At 55.1% G+C, this 12,764-nt stretch carries 11 protein-coding genes; 7 read left to right on the forward strand and 4 right to left on the reverse strand.

Annotated features, from left to right (window positions below):
- The first annotated feature begins 277 nt into the window (after positions 1-277).
- From VFO10_RS07625 to VFO10_RS07635, 3 genes are all read left to right on the forward strand, one after another.
- Complete coding sequence (locus VFO10_RS07625; protein ID WP_325138684.1) at positions 278-1,462, forward strand: PLP-dependent aspartate aminotransferase family protein; 1,185 nt, start codon at positions 278-280, stop codon at positions 1,460-1,462.
- A gap of 16 nt (positions 1,463-1,478) precedes the next feature.
- Positions 1,479-2,846, forward strand: coding sequence for a hypothetical protein (locus VFO10_RS07630; protein ID WP_325138686.1), 1,368 nt, complete (start codon positions 1,479-1,481; stop codon positions 2,844-2,846).
- Positions 2,847-3,143: 297 nt separating this feature from the next.
- Positions 3,144-4,184, forward strand: coding sequence for a YsnF/AvaK domain-containing protein (locus tag VFO10_RS07635; RefSeq protein WP_325138688.1), 1,041 nt, complete (start codon positions 3,144-3,146; stop codon positions 4,182-4,184).
- Between the two features lie 73 nt (positions 4,185-4,257).
- Here the strand turns inward: VFO10_RS07635 and VFO10_RS07640 are convergent, their stop codons facing one another.
- The 3 genes from VFO10_RS07640 to gntA all read right to left on the reverse strand — a co-directional run bounded on the left by VFO10_RS07640 (position 4,258) and on the right by gntA (position 8,768).
- Entirely contained in the window at positions 4,258-7,311 is a 3,054-nt protein-coding gene (locus VFO10_RS07640) for a choice-of-anchor D domain-containing protein (protein ID WP_325138690.1), read from the reverse strand.
- Between the two features lie 187 nt (positions 7,312-7,498).
- On the reverse strand, positions 7,499-8,092 hold the full coding sequence (locus tag VFO10_RS07645; protein ID WP_325138692.1) for an urea carboxylase-associated family protein: 594 nt from the start codon (positions 8,090-8,092) through the stop codon (positions 7,499-7,501).
- Positions 8,082-8,768 carry a guanitoxin biosynthesis heme-dependent pre-guanitoxin N-hydroxylase GntA gene (gene gntA / locus VFO10_RS07650; RefSeq protein ID WP_325138694.1) on the reverse strand — a complete coding sequence of 229 codons (687 nt, stop codon included), beginning with the start codon at positions 8,766-8,768 and terminating at the stop codon, positions 8,082-8,084. Before gntA ends, VFO10_RS07645 begins: the two co-directional genes overlap by 11 nt.
- Before the next feature lie 285 nt (positions 8,769-9,053).
- Here gntA and VFO10_RS07655 point away from each other — a divergent pair, with 285 nt between their 5' ends.
- Genes VFO10_RS07655 through VFO10_RS07670 form a run of 4 tightly spaced genes read left to right on the forward strand, consistent with a single transcriptional unit; the run spans position 9,054 to position 12,160 of the window.
- Positions 9,054-9,857, forward strand: a complete 804-nt coding sequence (locus VFO10_RS07655) for a TerB family tellurite resistance protein (RefSeq protein WP_325138696.1) — start codon at positions 9,054-9,056, stop codon at positions 9,855-9,857.
- Entirely contained in the window at positions 9,854-10,309 is a 456-nt protein-coding gene (locus tag VFO10_RS07660; protein ID WP_325138698.1) for an NfeD family protein, read from the forward strand. Before VFO10_RS07655 ends, VFO10_RS07660 begins: the two co-directional genes overlap by 4 nt.
- Positions 10,306-11,226, forward strand: coding sequence for an SPFH domain-containing protein (locus VFO10_RS07665; RefSeq protein ID WP_325138700.1), 921 nt, complete (start codon positions 10,306-10,308; stop codon positions 11,224-11,226). Before VFO10_RS07660 ends, VFO10_RS07665 begins: the two co-directional genes overlap by 4 nt.
- A gap of 4 nt (positions 11,227-11,230) precedes the next feature.
- On the forward strand, positions 11,231-12,160 hold the full coding sequence (locus VFO10_RS07670; RefSeq protein ID WP_325138702.1) for a stomatin-like protein: 930 nt from the start codon (positions 11,231-11,233) through the stop codon (positions 12,158-12,160).
- 15 nt (positions 12,161-12,175) lie between these two features.
- Here the strand turns inward: VFO10_RS07670 and VFO10_RS07675 are convergent, their stop codons facing one another.
- Positions 12,176-12,745, reverse strand: coding sequence for a hypothetical protein (locus VFO10_RS07675; protein ID WP_325138704.1), 570 nt, complete (start codon positions 12,743-12,745; stop codon positions 12,176-12,178).
- Positions 12,746-12,764 lie beyond the last annotated feature (19 nt).

Consider the following 12,764-nt stretch of genomic DNA (forward strand, 5'->3'; position numbering starts at 1 on the left):
CTGTGGTAGATTTCGACCCCACAGGCAAATAAAAGGGGGATCACGGCCAGGGGACTGAATCGGGTAAGAATCTCGAAGCTCATGGTAGATTTCTCCTTTGGTGCACGAAGCACTCTGAAAGTCTTGGTGCAAGCAGCATTCCGGTAATTGTGTGCGGAAGTTGTTGATTTTGCGTGTATTTTTTGGCGTAGAAAGCCACAAAAACTGGCGGTTCCCGGCAACAGCTGTGCTGCGCCCGACACAGGCGGAACCGACCCGGAAGCAGGAGGACGAGCCGATGGATCCCAACGCAATGGCCCCGGAAACCCTTTGCAGTCATATGGAAACCCGGCTGCTGCCACCTGATAATTACGCCTTGGCGACCCCGATTTATCAGAGCGTGAAGTTTGCCGTTGAAGACTTTGATGAATTGAAACGGATTTTTCGCAATGAACGGACCGGCTATTTCTATTCGCGGCACGGCAATCCCACGGTGGCTCAGCTGGAAAATCTTCTGGCGGAACTGCAGGGTCAGGAAACCGGACTGGCGACGAGCACTGGAATTGCGGCCATTGCGGGCACGCTTCTCAGTCTTCTGAAATCCGGCGATCGGCTGGTCTATTTCATCGAATCCTATCGACCGACCCGGGTCTTCGCCGAAAAAATCCTCAGGAAGATGGGTGTGCAGTTAACCCGCCTTTCGATTGACGACAAAGCCGGCATCCAGGCGGCGCTGGCTCTGCCTGATACCAAGGCCGTCATCTTTGAGAGCATGACCAATCCCCAGGTCCGGGCCCCCGACATCGACTTTATCTGCAGCGCCGCCAAACAGCACAAGGTCCTGACCATCCTCGATCACACCTTTGCCGGTATTCAAAAATTCGAAGCCGCCCGCTGTGACGTCGTGATCCATAGCCTCACCAAATTCGCCAGTGGCCACGGTGATGTCATGGGCGGGATTATTCTGACCAGCAAAGCCCTGCGCCATGAGTTTGAAGAAAACATGATCCTGCTCGGGGCCACGCTTGATCCGCATGCGGCCTATCTTATCCTGCGCGGCATGAAGACCTTTCATCTGCGGCGTCGGGCCCAGTGCGACAATGCTTTGGCCCTTGCCACCTGGCTTGAGAAGCATCCGAAAGTCGACAAGGTCAGCTATCCTGGTCTTCCGAGCCATCCCCAGCATCAGCATTTCCGCGAGACGTATCAGGATTTCGGAAGTATGCTGCTCTTGAGTTTGAAGAATAAAAATTATCCTATCGAAGAGATGGTGGCCCGGGGCCAGCTTTTTAAATTGGCCGCGAGTCTTGGCTCGACCGAATCGCTGATCACCCCTGCGCTCTTTTTCTTCGCCGGGGACCTCAGCGCCGAGGAAAGGATCAAGGCTGGCATCGACGCCACCTCGATTCGTTTATCCATCGGGATCGAGAATGCTGAGGATCTGATCAGGGATCTGGAGCAGCTCCTGGATCGCGTGAACTGAAGGGGCACTTTCCACCATGAATGAAACGCGGGCTTTGAAAATCGCCTGGTGGGTTCGCTGTTTTTTTGCTTTCGTCGCCGTTTTTTTGCCTTTGGGTCATCCGCATATCTGGAGGCAGGTGGATACGCTGGGTGTGAGTCTGCGCTACTGGCTGCGCTGGACGGTGGAATCACCCAGTCCCTGGCCTCTGTTGCCTGCTGTCCTGCACAGCGGTGATAGTTCCGGCATCATGGCAATGGAATGGCCGTTTCTGAATATTCTTACTGCCCCGTTGTTTGCATTCGGACCCGCCTGGGGAACGGCTTTGGCCCGTGGACTGGTGCTCGCGCTCAATCTTGCTCTGGTGCTTTGGAATATGCGCATCTGGAAAGGCCTGACTCCAGGAGGCGTTGATGCGTCGCGCAGCTTTCGATGGATGCCTCTGATCGGACTTGGGCTGGTCTTCTTCCCGAAATTCATTCCCGATGTCGTCGCGATGCTTATCGTTCTGGCTGGAACAGGATTCCTCTATCAAAAGAAGGCGCGCGCCGGGGCCGGCCTGCTTTTGCTTTTCGGGTTTCTGATGAAGCCGACCTCGGTGATCGTCCTGGCTCTTCTCCTGCTGTCACCCACTCTTATCGAAGTGCTCCGCTTCGCCCTGCCTTCCATTGCAGGCGCCTTTGGGCTGACGGCCTTTTACTACATGAAGGGCACGCGTTGGATACAGTCTCTGGCTGGCGGCGAATCGCTCTATCGCGTGGAACCGCAAAATCCCTGGACGGCGCTGCGGGAGTTTCTCAGCAACCCGCCTCAGCTCGCTGATCTTTTCCTGCAGGGACTCACCTTCTATGCGGGGCTGCCTCTTCTTCTTTTTCTTATGATGATCAAACGCGTCCGACCCTTGGGCCATCTCTGGCTCCTGCTTATCCTTCAGGTGCTGGCGATTGCGGTTTTGGATGGGGCTCATAGTTTTCAGCATAGATACTACTTCATGGGAACATTACCGTTCATTTGTCTGCTGCTGCAGGCTGCCTTGGATGATCTTCGAGCGTCCCCGCAGGGCCGACCCCTGAGCTGGGTCCTATTCCTTCTCATAGGCGGCAGTGTCCTGACGCAGATGGTCTATGAATGGCGTCCTTTGTATCAAACAACTCCCCCGGAGCGTTTTATGAGTTTTCGCGATTGCGAGGAACTGAAGGCGCGTCTTCCCGATTGGCCCTGGAATCAAGCGCTCGTGTTCCGCACGGCGCCGCGCCCCTATCCTTTGGTTGGGCTTTGTTTTGGCGAGCGTGTAGGCTCAGATCAATCAGCATTCGGGCTCTTCATAGATAGCGATCCTCTGCCGGATGCTTGTAAAGAAGTGCAAAGAGCCGGTCACGTAATCGCAGCATCCTGCGCTTTTTAATGGGTTTCTCATGCGGTTTCTCTGAATGGCGGCTGCATGAGTTTTCGCGTGACACCGTATGAAAAAACGAACAGGGGCTTCCATCATAGCATGCGAAACGCAGCGTGGAACGCATGCGCACGCGAACCCTTCGACTTTGGACCCTGATTTGCATAACCCTCCTCGTCGGCATCGAGCCATTCCATGACAAGGAGACAAATCATGCAAACCGGAAGCAGAACCCTAATCGGCGTATTTTCGGACCTGACAGATGCAAAACGTGCCACTGACGAACTCCGCGCTCTCGGAATCTCCCAAGTGCGCCTTGTTGAAAATGATCAGGACGCGACATTCACCGGAACTGCCGAGCGCCAAGGCGCCAGCAGCACCGATAGCTATAGTTCAGAAGTTCCGCATAAAAAAACCGGAATCGGTGCGTTCTTCGCCCGTCTTTTCGGCTTCGATGATGATCATGAGCGCACGTCCTTTAATTTGAATCGTGATTCGGAAGCCTATTTCCAGGAAGCTTATGATCGCAAGCATCACCTTGTGATCGTGGAAGACTGCAGTGACCTTGCTGTCTGCCGCGAAGTCATCACCCGCTTCGGCGGTGAAGTCGAAGACCAGGGCAGCCGCTATTACGAAACCGAACGCTATCGCGACCGCGATCTGACGTCCAGCAGCCTGGGCATGGACAGTGATTCCTCGCTGTCAGGCTCGCGCGTGGGCATGGATGCATCGTGGGGAGCGAACGATCGTTCGAACCTGGATCGCGATTCCACACTGACCAGCAGCCGCGGTGATTTCTCGGCTGATTCGAGCCTCTCTCGGAATCGGATGGACTACGACCGCAGCGAAACTCTTTCAGGAGCCCGGTTGGACTCCGACATCGACACCAACCTGGATTCTGAGCGCGTCATGGAACTGCGTGAGGAACAGCTGGATGTGCGTACCGAGCGCATGCAGACTGGTGAAGTCTCACTTCGCAAAGAGATCATCACGGAAAATCGGACCATTGAAGTGCCGGTAACGCGCGAAGAAATCGTGGTGGAACGCCGCAATCTGGATGGTGTGCCCCGCGAAGGTTCGCTGGACGCCGCAGGCCTTGACACGGATCAGAAAGAAATCCGCATCCCTGTCAGCGAAGAGTTCGTGCACATCGACAAGAAAGTGGTGCCGCGCGAAGAGATTCGCGTTTCGAAAGAAAAGATCACCGATACCAAAAGGGTGTCGGAGGATGTTCGCCGCGAGGAAGCTCAGGTGGATTCGGATGGTAAAGTGGCCATCAAGGATCGCCGTGACAATACGCGCGCTCCCTTGAGCACCCGCGATCAGGATAAGATCCAGCCCGGTATCTGAAGGGACACACACGCCCATTCGGACGCTTGAACGGGAAGAAGGAGCCGCGATGCGGTTCCTTTTTCCTATTCTATCAGTTGGCCTGCAGTAATTTCAGGTGATGGATGCCGCGCCGGGGGAAGTTCTGGCTGTTGATATTTTTCGCCATGAATTTAACGCAGTCCACGGCCACATCATTCTGGAAGGCGATCGAGCCGGTGGTCCCGAGCGGGCTGGTGATTTTGAAGGTCTTGGTGGTGAAGTCAAGATCGACATTGATAGAGGCCTGACCGCTATTGACCGTTCCGAGGGTCGTGGTCGTGCCATTGGCCAGCCGATAGCCGAGGCTGTTTTCGCTCGTCATGCCTGCATTCACGCCACCCCATACAAGATTCACGGCGATGCCTGATTCGTTGCTGCTGTCATTGTCCATGAGATCGCAGCGTCCGAGTTGGAAGCGCAGCTGATAGTCATTGGACAGAGTTCCTGTCCTTTGCAGGTCCATATAAAAAGAGGCACTCAAAGTTCCCGATCTTTGTATGGGGAAACTGTTCCGCGCCTGCACCATGCTGTCGAAAGTTTCGAACCGCAGCTGCTGGCCATCGGTGCTGATGGCGGAGGCGGTGGCTTCCGTTTCTCTCCAGCCATTGCCAACGGTATTGCTGGCGTTTCTTTGGAAGGAATCATAGAAGAGGGACGCTGGATTTTGCAGCGCCCAATCAATGTTGCGATCAATGCGAGCGAAGCCCGCCGCACTGAAATCGCCGTTGCTGGCCGGATAAAAGGTACCGAGACGCCGGCCTGGAGCGATCAGGCCACCGGGCATGTAGTTATCCGCGTCGTAACCAAATTCCAGGATCTGACTCGTGGAGTTGGTGGCCGACGAAAATGTTTGAACGTTACTGTCATTATTCGTCACAAAGCTCATCTTGCTGCTATAAGTATAAACCGTCAGGTTGCCGAGGGCGTAACCGCTGTTCATATAGCTGCTGTTTTCCAGAATTCGGATGGCGGAGGAGCTGCCTGTGGCTCCTGTCGCCGACCTGCCTGCTATCATTTTCATATCATCATAGAGGCCGCGGTCCCAGATTATGACAGGAAGTTTGACATCCCTATACTTTGTCAAAACCGACGCTGGTCGCACCGAGGCGCTCACCGTTACAAGGTCTTTGCCCAAGGCCTGGCTGGTGGAGGACACGCCGTCGTCAATCAGTGTAACCGTGAAGCCTTTGGCAATGAGCCGGCTTCTAAAGTCGATATCCATGTTGGGTAGATTGTTCGGCGAGGCCACGATGAAGATGGCCTCGGGCTGAACCAGAATGCGAATTTCCGCGCTGGCGCTCGGACCCGCGCTGTCGTTGGCCCGGAACGTAAAGGTATCGTGGCCTTTGAACCCCGTGTTGGGCGTATAGGTCAGATTCGGTGCGTTCCCGCTCAAGGTTCCGAAGACCGGGCCTTTATCGACCGTATAGGTCTTCGTTCCGCTTCCGCCCACAGCGCTCAGCGTGATCGTCCGCGCTGTGTTCAGAGCTGTGGTAACGGTTTGACTTTCCGCAATGAGTGGATTCGCGGAAGCTTCCAGAGCCACCGTCTGCATAAGGGTCTGGCTGCCATTCGAATAGGTGAACGTCAGCGAGGAGCTGACGGCTGCTGCACTGGCCGAGGTATAGGCGATCACAACCGTGCAGGATGCGCCTGCGGCTAAACTTGTTGTGCAGGAACCGCCGGTGCCGGGAAAACTCCCACCAGCATAGCCGAAACTCGTCGAGCCGAAGGTCATGACAAGGCTGCTGAGCGTGCCGCCACCGATGTTTTCCAGGACTATGTGTTTTTTCGCGGGCGTGCCGCTGGCCACCGTTCCGAAATCAAAGCGTCGACCGAGGCTGGTCTTGAGATAACCGACATTGGCGCCTGTGCCCTGAAGGGTCAGGTTCAGGTTCTGCGTATTCACTCCATCAAAGTAGCTGAAAACAAGGGCATTGCTGTAAGCGCTCAGAGCGGTCGGGTTGAAACCAAGAACAAGCGTGCAGCTGCTGCCTGGATTCAAGCTCGTGCTGCAGGTTCCGCCCTCACCCGGATAGCCGGTGGGGAAATAGAAGGGGCTCGTCAGGCCTGAAACCAATTGCAAGGCCGAGGCGGCGACCGTCCCCGTATTGGTGACGATGACGGGAAGATCATGCGGCAGATTCAAGGCGCGTGATCCAAAATTCAACGTAGGCGTGTTCAGGCCCAGCACTGCGACATCATTATCCAGGATTCCAAGGGTCAGAGGCGTGGCCTTGGACATGTAGGCTCCGAGGCCAAGGTCGACGATCAAGGTCTCCAGTGGCTCCAAGGTCGTATCATCCACGGCGGAAACTGTGAAGCTGACCTGGGATTGGCCATCCAGGAATTGAAGAGTGTTGGGCAGAGCATTGGTATCCACGCCGCGGATGGCCGTGCCTGAGTAGGCAAGATTCACGGTCAGCGCACCAACCGACGGCACCGCTCTTTGCACCGTGAAGGTCGCAGTCAAGGAACCGCCTTCTGAAATTTCCGTGCGGTTCACGCTCAAGCCGAGTTCATATATGGGGACGACCTTGTCGGTCCCTTGCTCGTTTTCCGTCAGGATGAAACCAACAGCATAGCTGGGAGCGTCCAGGAGTGCGGGCAGCTGGCTCTGTACGACGGCGAATATCGTTTTGCCATTGGTGCTCTGCAGGCTTGTGCGGGCATTGAGCTGCGTATCAAAACTCTGGCCGAGGGGCAGGACATAATTCACGCCCGCGACTTTCACGCGCTGGAGTCCAATCACGCAGCCGCGATCGAATTTATAAAGCTGAATGGTCTGCGGGCCCGTTGCGCTATAGGTCGCAGCATTGCCGCTGGCGCAACCGCTCAGGCGGTAGTCGACTTCCTCGATGGCGGAGACCAGGGCCATGATGGTCCGCGACGAAGAGCCCGAGCCCATCATCACGCCGAGCTGCACTTCGACATCAGCCTTGGCTTTTCCCATTTCGCTTTGCTTGGACAGGGTGGTGGTCGTCGTTCCGTCTTCAGACACGGCTTCAGGAGCCACCTGCGACTGCTGAGGAAAGCAGCCAGCAAGGAGCGAGGCCAGGATCAATCCCAGCCAAACCTTACTTCGTGGTTTCTGAAGTAGAGACATTCTTAACCTCGTCCGCTTAGAGTATCCTTCGGCAATCCTGGGTAGGACTGAAAAAGAATTCAAAAATAAGTGAAAAGGTTAAGTCTTACAGGTTCTTACGTAGAATGTCGTGCGGGTATTAAATTCCGGCCCTCGGTCGGAAGTATTAGGAATTTTCCTTGGCTTCTTACTGAAGGGCAGAATCGTTTCAGAGGATCGCATACTGAATGGGTTTGAACGCATAGTTGTTCGACTGCTCCGCTGAGCAGGCTGTCAAGCCCACGATCAGATCCATTTCCGCACGGATGATAATGGAATCTCCGGCGCGACTCTTCGGTGGTTCGACTTTAAGTTCGCCGGTCTGGCCATCTATAACCACGTTCATGAAAACGTTGAAGGTCACAGGGATGGCATCACCATGGATGCCAAAGGGAGCGAGCGCTTCCACAAGGTTGCCAAAGCAGCCGCGATGCGGCTTTTCATGGCCGTAGATGATGCGAAAGGTGTCCTGGCTACATGGCGTTAAAAGAAAGTCATGACGTCCCACGGTATCTTCGATCATGTGGAACATAACGCGGCTGCGATTGGAATAGAAGGCATCGCCTTTGGTCAGAAAGAGGCGGCTTGCATAATCCAGGGTACGGCCCGAGGAAAGGTGTTCAGCCTTGTCAGCCGCGTTGAAGCAGATGAGATCGCAGACCTGCTCTCCATGCGGATCTATGATTTTCAGTTCCTGCCCGGCTTTTAAGGTGAAGGCCGTTCCGCTGCGGGGAAGAATGGTGCTGGTTCTCTCAGTGAGCATGTTTTTCAGCCTTTTTCTTATGGAAAGGGCAGGTCCAGGCCCCTTCGATGTTGCGGCCACTGTATTGGATCGCTTCCGAGCGCGTGCCAAAGTCAAGCAACATGGGATTGACCGATCCAGCCAGGGCCGTGTCACGCCTCCGAATGATCTGCCGCATGGTATGATAGCGACCATCGGCGCGCAAGCGTTCAAACTGCTCATGCAGATTAAACACCAGAGCCGGATAGGGAAGACGCCGGGCCGGACGCGAGGCGCCGGGATGCATACCCACGATATAAAAGGCCTTGCCCGCAAGGCTGAAACTGAAATTTTTATCGTCGGGATCGTCGCTCACCGATTCATCCCAGTCGGCGTCGTCGAGTTCATGAAGACTGTTCAGTCTGTTCCAAAGAGCTTTTTCAAACTGCTCCTCGGTCAAAGAAGGTGTCTCGGGAAACGCGGCAATGAAACTCCGGAAGCCGGGGCCGGATTCCCCGTTGCGATGGGAATCATCGTTGCGACAATTTTGAATATAGGTCTTGAGGCTCTCAAGGAGAGCCTGGTCATCATCGGCGGAAAGCAGCGATTGACCTTCGAAGATTTCAATCTGAGCCTTGGACAGCGCGGTCTTGGCTCCGACGCAGGGAAAGGCTTTGTGACCAATATACTCTTCGATGTTTTGTTTTAAACTGTGCATGGACATCCTCTCTATGCAAGGACCAACAGCGTATCCTTCGCAAGAAGCATTCCTTCGCAAAAAACGGATAACCTGCTTGAAAAACTCACGTGCGGGACTTTAACAACATGGGGTCGTGAGACGACAGAGCGAAGGTCTGAGCCTGCACAGAGAAAAATATGTCAAAAGTTCGTGATTAGGAAAAAATAATATCGTAAAATCAATGTGTTGAAAAATAATTACGAACAGGCTGCAATATTTTCGCGAATAATCCGTTGTATAGAACGAATGATCACGGAGGCCTTCATGTCCAAAGAGGATCGGTTCCCCGAAGCGGAGATATTGGAGCGGCTCACGCTTCTGCGGAAAAAAGCAGGACTCACGCAAAAAACCGTGGAGCACAAGCTCGATTGGCGTCAGGGGACTCTTTATGATTATGAGAAAGCGCGCTTGAAAATCAGTCTGGAGGCCACCTGGTCTCTTTTGAAACTTTATGGAGCCAATTGGCAGGAGCTTTTTCCTGAGGGGCAAAGTCCAGCCCCGACAGATGGGGTGGGCGTTTGGATGGGGCCGATGGTGCAGCTGGGGCTTGTATTTCCCGCGATGCAGGACATGATCCAGGCGATTCGCCGCGATCCTATTATTGCCGCGGAGATTGGTCTGGAGGAGATGACGTCGGCGACGCCCGTGCTGCAGCTTCTTCTGGAGCGTCTGACCGAAACCCAGCGTCGGGATTATTTTTTGGAACTGTGCCGCTATGTGAATTCCCTGATGACGGCTGATCATCGCATTCGCATCGAGGAAAAGCAGGCGCGGGATATTCTTTTGGCTCATGCCCCGATCGTGCTGGATGAAAGGGAGAAAGCCAGCCTCCTGCGGGCCTTTGAATCCCGATATCTTGGCAAGGGGCTGGAGCGGAAATTTCCCAAGGAAGCGCAGAAGCATCTGCTCCTTTGGATCCTTTACATCATGGCCTTGAGCGATGGTGAGCTGAATCATCATGAAGAGGCCTACATCGAGGCCGTGGCCGAGAACATCGAACTGAAGAAGTCTTCGCTGCATTTCATACAGGGACAGGTGCTCAGTTTTCATAGAAAGGACCGTTCATGAGTCAAACCCTTTTTTGGACCCTCCTGGCTTTGGTCTGCCTCCTGGCGGAATTCGTGGTGCCGGGAGCCGTGCTGGGCTTCATCGGTGTGGCCGCAGCCCTGGTCGGACTTGCGGAATACCTGGGCTGGGTGGAAGGCTGGCTGCCGTCCTTGACCCTGTTCTTCGTCTGCTCGCTCTTTCTCGTGCTGGTCGTCCGCAGTTTTTTTCTGCGGCTCTTTCCCGGCGATACGAAGGTGGAAAATGTGGATGAAGACGCCGACGCGCGCGGAGCCCTGGTGGATGTCATCCACGATATCACCCCGGCTCGGCATGGCCGCATTCGCTACCGGGACAGCACCTGGGAGGCGGAAAGCGAAGAAACCATCCTGAAGGGCGAGAAGGCTGTGATCGTGGCTCGCTCCGGACCCTTATTTATTGTGCAATCAATGGCGAAAGGAGATCAGAAGCCATGACCGTGCTTACAGTTCTAACCCTCATTTTCCTGATTTTTGTCTACCTCACCGTGATCGTGGTGCCGATGCGCGAGGCCGTGGTCATCGAACGGCTTGGCCGCTTCTTGAAGGTCGGGCAGCCGGGCCTTCATATCCTGACGCCTTTGATCGATCGGGTGGCCTATCGGCACGAGACGCGGGAGCAGGTCCTCGATATCCCGCCGCAAAGCTGCATTTCGCGGGATAACATTCAGATCGAGGTGGATGGGCTCCTTTATCTGAAAGTCGTCGATCCCAAGCTCGCGAGCTACGGGATTGCCAACTATCAGCTGGCCGCCATCAACCTGGCCCAGACCACGATGCGCTCCGAGGTCGGTAAACTGAGTCTGAGCGAGACCTTCTCGGAACGCGATGCCCTGAATGACAAGATCGTCGAAGAGATCGATGCGGCCTCGAATTCCTGGGGCATCAAGGTCCTTCGCTATGAGGTCATGAATATTCAACCTTCGACGCACGTCGTCGCGACTTTGGAAAAGCAGATGGAAGCGGAACGGGAGAAGCGCGCGGAAATCACCCTGGCCACCGCGGAAAAAGAAGCGCGCATCAATCTTTCCGAAGGGGAGCGGCAGTTTGCGATCAATATTTCCGAAGGCGAGAAGCAGAAGAAGATCAACGAGGCAATCGGCAAAGGCCAGCAGATCACTCTGATTGCGACCGCCACAGCCGAGGGTATGACCATGGTTGCCGAGGCGATCAATCAGGCCGGTGGTGCGACGGCTGTGAAGATGAAGCTGGTGGATCAGTTCGTCGATGAACTCGGCGAAATCCTGCAGCACGCGGATGTGTCCGTGGTGCCGGCAGAGCTGGCCCGGGTGAAAGGCATCTTCGAAGGCATTGATCTGGTGACAAACCCTTTGCATACTCCAACGTCGAGGTAAAACCATGGACTTCATGGATCTGATCAATCTGGTTTTCTGGGGCGCTTTATTTTTGGTGATCGTGGTCAAGCTCATCGGCTCGATCCGGCTGGTTCCCACGCAGTCGGCTTATATCGTCGAGCGGCTTGGGAAATACCATAGGACGCTGGGCCCGGGCTTTCACGCTATGGTCCCTTTCATCGACAAGGTTCCCTATAAAGTGGACCTGCGCGAGGAGGCCATCGAGGTGCCGCCGCAGGAATGCTTTTCCAAGGACGAGGTGCATGTGACCGTCGATGGCGTCATTTATCTGTCGGTCACCGATCCCACCAAGGCCTGCTATGGCGTCACCAATTATCGCTATGCCGCCGTGCAGCTGGCGCAGACCACAACGCGCGCGGTGATTGGTACGCTCGATCTGGACAAAACCTTTGAAGAGCGCTCGACCATCTCGGCCCGTGCGGTTTCGGTTTTGGATCAGGCGGGGCAGGCCTGGGGCATTCGCGTTCACCGCTACGAAATCAAGAACCTGCGTCCGCCGGAAAGCGTGCGCGTGTCGATGGAAAAGCAGGTGACGGCCGAACGGAATCGTCGCGCCATGCTCGCCAAGAGCGAGGGTGATAAGCAGGCGAAGATCAATCTTTCTGAAGGCAAAAAGCGGGAGATGATCAACCTCTCCGAAGGTGAAATGCAAAGGCAGATCAACGAAGCGGAAGGTCGGGCGGAAGAGATCAGGACTTTGGCTAAAGCTACAGCGGACTCCATCTCCAAGATCGCGACTGTCCTGCAGCGCGAAGGTGGAGAGGAGGCTTTGAAACTGCAGATTGCCGAACGCTATCTGACAAAGCTATCTCACCTCGCCCGTAAAGGAACGCAGGTGGTGTTGCCAGCGCATCTGGCTGATATCAACAGCTGGCTTCGGATTGTTGACCTGGATCCCAAGGTCAAAAAATAAATCCGACAGCCGACATCACGCGCGGAACGAGCTATCCAGCTTCACCAGCATGGATTTCTCGGCCGCCGAGATGGTAAAACCAAGTCCCATAAAGCCGCCGGCCGCGGCGGCTATAAATTCAGCGCGGTCCATGATCCGCGTTTTCCATTCCAGAAAGGTCTGCGCGTCCATCACTTCCCGAATGCCCCGCGCATAGATTTCCCAGACCCCGAACAAGGATGAATCCGGAGCCTCGTTCAGCCAGCTCACCAGAAGTTCGTAAGCCGGTTGAGTTGGGATCAAATCATGATCCGCCATGGCCTTCATGATGGCTGCACGTTCCGGTGCTTCCATGGCTCCATCGGCCCAGGCCGTTAAAACCAAGGGCACGAGCGGCAGAGCAGCGACCGTTGCCGCGGTGACGTCATGTTCCAGAAGGTCGTTCAGGATGGATTCATTGGTAATGCCGGACACCTGCGCAAGTTGGTGGCGTGCTTCCGTTCGTTCCTCCGCCACTCGCAGATGATGCAAGATGTCGGAAGTTTGATGAACAAAAACGCTGTCTGAAGCTGCGCTGTAACCGAGTTCCCTATTTTCATGTATCATCTGCGACTCCTTCATAGGT

This window comes from Oligoflexus sp., assembly GCF_035712445.1.
Taxonomy (GTDB): domain Bacteria; phylum Bdellovibrionota_B; class Oligoflexia; order Oligoflexales; family Oligoflexaceae; genus Oligoflexus.

What these genes read in the sequence shown, in the direction of transcription:
- VFO10_RS07625 (WP_325138684.1), top strand. Translation starts at nt 278, where the DNA reads ATGGATCCCAACGCAATGGCCCCGGAAACCCTTTGCAGTCATATGGAA.
- VFO10_RS07670 (WP_325138702.1), top strand. Translation starts at nt 11,231, where the DNA reads ATGGACTTCATGGATCTGATCAATCTGGTTTTCTGGGGCGCTTTATTT.
- VFO10_RS07630 (WP_325138686.1), top strand. Translation starts at nt 1,479, where the DNA reads ATGAATGAAACGCGGGCTTTGAAAATCGCCTGGTGGGTTCGCTGTTTT.
- VFO10_RS07655 (WP_325138696.1), top strand. Translation starts at nt 9,054, where the DNA reads ATGTCCAAAGAGGATCGGTTCCCCGAAGCGGAGATATTGGAGCGGCTC.
- VFO10_RS07665 (WP_325138700.1), top strand. Translation starts at nt 10,306, where the DNA reads ATGACCGTGCTTACAGTTCTAACCCTCATTTTCCTGATTTTTGTCTAC.
- VFO10_RS07645 (WP_325138692.1), bottom strand. Translation starts at nt 8,092, where the DNA reads ATGCTCACTGAGAGAACCAGCACCATTCTTCCCCGCAGCGGAACGGCC.
- VFO10_RS07660 (WP_325138698.1), top strand. Translation starts at nt 9,854, where the DNA reads ATGAGTCAAACCCTTTTTTGGACCCTCCTGGCTTTGGTCTGCCTCCTG.
- VFO10_RS07675 (WP_325138704.1), bottom strand. Translation starts at nt 12,745, where the DNA reads ATGATACATGAAAATAGGGAACTCGGTTACAGCGCAGCTTCAGACAGC.
- VFO10_RS07640 (WP_325138690.1), bottom strand. Translation starts at nt 7,311, where the DNA reads ATGTCTCTACTTCAGAAACCACGAAGTAAGGTTTGGCTGGGATTGATC.
- gntA (WP_325138694.1), bottom strand. Translation starts at nt 8,768, where the DNA reads ATGCACAGTTTAAAACAAAACATCGAAGAGTATATTGGTCACAAAGCC.